Annotated in this window: 2 protein-coding genes; one reads left to right on the forward strand and one right to left on the reverse strand. The window is 58.1% G+C overall.

Annotation, left to right across the window (positions count from 1 at the left end; all coding sequences use genetic code 11):
- Positions 1-307 precede the first annotated feature (307 nt).
- Positions 308-2152 (reverse strand): IS1634 family transposase, encoded by a 1845-nt coding sequence (locus QZY44_RS33450; RefSeq protein WP_295458005.1) that lies wholly within the window; start codon positions 2150-2152, stop codon positions 308-310.
- A gap of 439 nt (positions 2153-2591) precedes the next feature.
- On the opposite strand from QZY44_RS33450, the gene QZY44_RS33455 reads away from it, so the two are divergent.
- Positions 2592-4004 carry an IS110 family transposase gene (locus QZY44_RS33455; RefSeq protein WP_295458010.1) on the forward strand — a complete coding sequence of 471 codons (1413 nt, stop codon included), beginning with the start codon at positions 2592-2594 and terminating at the stop codon, positions 4002-4004.
- Positions 4005-4080 lie beyond the last annotated feature (76 nt).

Here is a 4080-nt window from a genome sequence, read left to right on the forward strand (position 1 = left end):
GTTTGCACTGGCACGGGAGCGATTCAGCACGAAGCGCAAGAATGGAGCGCGGGCGATGAGGGGCAGCGGCAGCGGAGCAAAGGGACTGCTGTGGAGTGTCAGGGATTTGCGCGTGGGAGTCTGACAAGCTGGATTCGAACCAGCGTCTTTTGGGGTCCTTCAAAGTTTAAATCCGCTGGGCGGGAACTGAGGAGGAAGGATATGAGAGCCTAGATTCATGGGAGGACGAAAGGAATGGCCCTGCTAGCCCGACTTTCGCTGTTAGAGCGCTTTTCTGATCCAAATCGTTGAGATTGCGTTCATTTTCTCAAAAGGTCTCCACCACAGGCATTGGATTTCTGATTTCGGGCGGGGGCTGGGCGGGCAGGGTGAAGCCGAGTTGGTCGAGCAGTAGCTGGTGAACCTTTTCGGGCTTGGTGTAGCGCTTCATGCGCAGTTCGCGGCCGTCGGTGGCAGGGATGGTCACATCGAGCATCTGGATCTCGCTCATCCGCTCCAGCACGCTGCGGGAACTCAAGCCGGTGGCCACCTTCTTGTTGTATTGCTCAAGGGTGACGTGCAGGCAGTAGGCAAGGAAGCTGATGAAGACGTGGGCTTCGATGCGTCCGTCGAGTTGGTGAAAGACGGGGCGCAGTCCGAGGTCTCCCTTGAATGTGCGGAAGCTTTCTTCGATGCGCACGAGGTTAATATAGTTGCGCCACAGTTCGGTGGGATTTTCTCCTGTTAGGTTGCTGCGAAGCAAATACTGGCCTTCGTGGCGGCGAGTGGCTTTGAGTTTTTCCCGATTTAACTCAAAGCGAAAGGTGTCGGCGCTGATTTGTTCTTCGGAACCGGGTAGATGAAGCATGACGAGTCGGTGAGCGTTGCGGCCGGCCTTTTCTTTGGCGGCACCGATGGCCAGCAGCAATTCATCGCGGGTGAGCTTGTCGCGCTTTTGGAGTTCTTTGAGGCGCGCCCAGTAGGCTTTGAGTTTCTTGCGCCGCATGGCGCTCTCCTTGTTGCGGCGTGGAAGACTGCGGGCCAATACGTATAGTTCGCCGTCGCGCGACAGGAGTTTGACGTGTACATCGTCTTTGACCTGTTGCCAGTCTTTGGTGGCGAGATCCTTTTCCAGCTTTGTGAGACGACCTTTCGGGGTGCCGACAAGGTAGCGCACGGCAGGGTTGGCTTGGCGCATCTGAGCGAGGGTTTCCTCGGTGGGGATGCCACGATCCATGATCCAGGTGCGCCGCTCTTTGCCATAGCGGTCGGTGATTTTCTTGAGCATATCGGCCAGCGTGGTTTTGTCGGAAGTGTTGCCGCGCATGACTTCATAACCGATAGGAAGGCCATCAGGGGTGATGATGAGGGCGATGACGATTTGCACGCAGTCGGGACGTTTGTCGCGGCTGTAACCGAAGGCTTTGAGACGACTCGCCTCGGTGAGCGGGCCGTTGGCATCGACTTCGAAGTAGGTGCTGGTGAGATCGTAGAGAAGGATGTCATAGCTGGCAGCGAAGAGTCCGCTCCAACGGTCTTTGAGGTGGGTGAAGAGAGCCTCGCGATGATCTAACAGGCGATCATGGCAGCGATAGAGGGTGTCTTTGGCGGCGAGCCGGAAGTCGTCGTCGAGAAGATCGGCCATGGCGCTGCGGTCAAACCAGCAGCGGTGGAGTTTCCACTCGCTGCCGGGATCCAACAGGCGATAAGCGACGAGGGTTTTGAGCACCTTGAGCCAAGGCGTACCTTTTTGAGAGTCGGGCAGCAGCGGTTGCCAAAAGGCATCGAGATCGAGGCGGTGCCAGAGTTCCAGCGCAAGCCAACAGCCGCCCCATTGGCGTGGACGGGACAGTTCGATGCGATCAAGGCGCAGCTTGATCGAGGAATGTTCGAGGCGGGGGTCGGGCGTGCGGTCTTCGGGGAAGAGGTGAATCTGGCGGGCGTGGTCGCGTTCATCGACGGATTCGATAGCGCGGGTCCAAGCGGCGCGGTCGCTGTCATTGATCTCGCCGAGATAGAGCAAGGTTTTTTGAACGGAGCCGCCCCCGGTGACGCGGCGGTTTTCCACGACACTCCAATAGCGGTGTTCCTTGCCGTCCTTGAATCGTTTGTTCGCTCGTAAAAACATCTTCCGATGCAGCGAATATCGCACGCAACCGGGCGGGCTGTCCATGGGGAGGGTCTCCACCACAGGCATTTTCGCAAGGCTACCCTTGGAAAATCAAGGGTTCCAGCGTCTCAGGGGAGCGAAATTAGCCATTTCTAGTAACTAACAGCGAAAGTCGGGCTAACGACGTGGCGACTCAGACACAAGCACGGAACCCGGGGCGGGTATGGAGTGGGCAGTAACTTGGGTTGCCAGCGGCGTGGCTTTTGCGGTAAACTCCTCGCGGCAAGAGGAGTGTAGTCCGATTTGTCACTGGTGATGGGGCGGTCTGCCTCAAGCCCGTACGCAAGCATGGAAGCGATCCTCGCGAATGGAGCATTGGTGGCGCGACTTGGGACCGGGCGAAGGCCCGGTTTTTGGGAAGTGACCCCGTTCAGGAGATTGTCCGAATTGTTCTAGCCGATCGCCCTTTTGCCACCCAACCCCAACCCCAACCCCGATAAGTATGAAGTGCAAGCCGATCCATGTTCGCCTCAAGCGGCGCAAGAAGAACCGTCCCAGCAAGACCCAGCAGTGTATCAACACCACCGCCCAACCCGATGCCGCAGGCATCGACATCGGTGCCGATGAAATCGTTGCGGCTGTTCCACCGGATCGCGACGCCGTGTCGGTTCGCACTTTCAGTTCCTTCACGGGTGGCGTTCACGAGTTGCGCGACTGGCTGTTAGCCTGTGGTGTCAAAACCGTGGCAATGGAAAGCACGGGCAACTACTGGGTCACCTGCTTCGATGTGCTGGAGCAGGCTGGTATAGAGGTTTACCTGGTCAACGCGCGCCATGTCAAAGGCGTGCCTGGCAAGAAGACCGATGTGTGCGATGCCCAGTGGCTCCAGCAACTCCACGCCGCCGGACTGCTCAAAAAATCATTCCGTCCCGCCCAGGACATCCTGCCGTTGCGCTATCTCATGCGCCACCGGGCGGGATTGGTCTCGGAGTTGTCCCGGCAGGTGTTGCTCATGCAGAAGGTGCTCACCGAGATGAATTTGAAAATCCACCATGTCTTCAGCGATCTGGACGGTGTGAGCGCTCAAGCCATCATTACCGCAATTCTGGCTGGCGAGCGCGATCCGGCGACACTCGCGGCTTTGCGGGACCGCCGCTGTAAGAGCAGCGAGCAAACTGTCATCTCCGCCTTGCAGGGGGACTATCGCCCGGAATATCTCTTTGTTCTCGCGCAGTGCCAGAGCCAATGGCTCTATCAACTCAAGGCCCTGGCGGAACTGGATGAGCGCATAGAAGTGCTCATCAAGGGGATCGCCCCGCTGCCCAATGATGGCGATGATGCCGCCGAAGGTGCTCCGCCACCGGCGCTGAAGAAAGGCAAGCCCCCCGGGAAGAACACCTTGCGTATGGACTTGCAGACCGAGGCAGCACGATTCTACGGCGTGGACCTAGGCGCGATTGACGGCGTGGGCAGCGGGCTGCTCGGTGTGATGATGAGCGAACTCGGAACTCGTGAGCAAATCCTCAACGCTTTTCCCACTCCTGCACAGTTTTGCTCGTGGATGGGGTTGAACCCAGCCAACGATATCAGTGGAGGCAAAGTGCTCAAGGCCAAGACACGCTCGGTAAAGAATCGGCTCGCTGACGCCTTCCGGCTGTGTGCGCTAGGCTTGGCCAACGCGAAGGGCTTGATGGGTCAATACAGCCGCCGCATCAAAGGTCGCCTTGGCAAGGCGGAGGGGATCACCGCCACGGCCCACAAACTGGCGCGAGTCGTCTATGCCATGATCGCCACCGGGCGGCCCTACGACGAGACAGAGGCATTCAAAATCACGCCCCAGAACCGCAAAAAGCAGCTCAATAAACTAGAAAAGCAGGCTGAGGCTCTCGGTTTCCAAATCGTTGCTATCCCGTGATTCCAAGCCAAGTTACTCAGGAGACACAAGACACAAGACACAAGACTTGAAGACGGCTCGCCGAACGCCCAAGAGA

The sequence above is a fragment of the uncultured Thiodictyon sp. genome (genome assembly GCA_903837595.1).
Lineage (GTDB): Bacteria > Pseudomonadota > Gammaproteobacteria > Chromatiales > Chromatiaceae > Thiodictyon.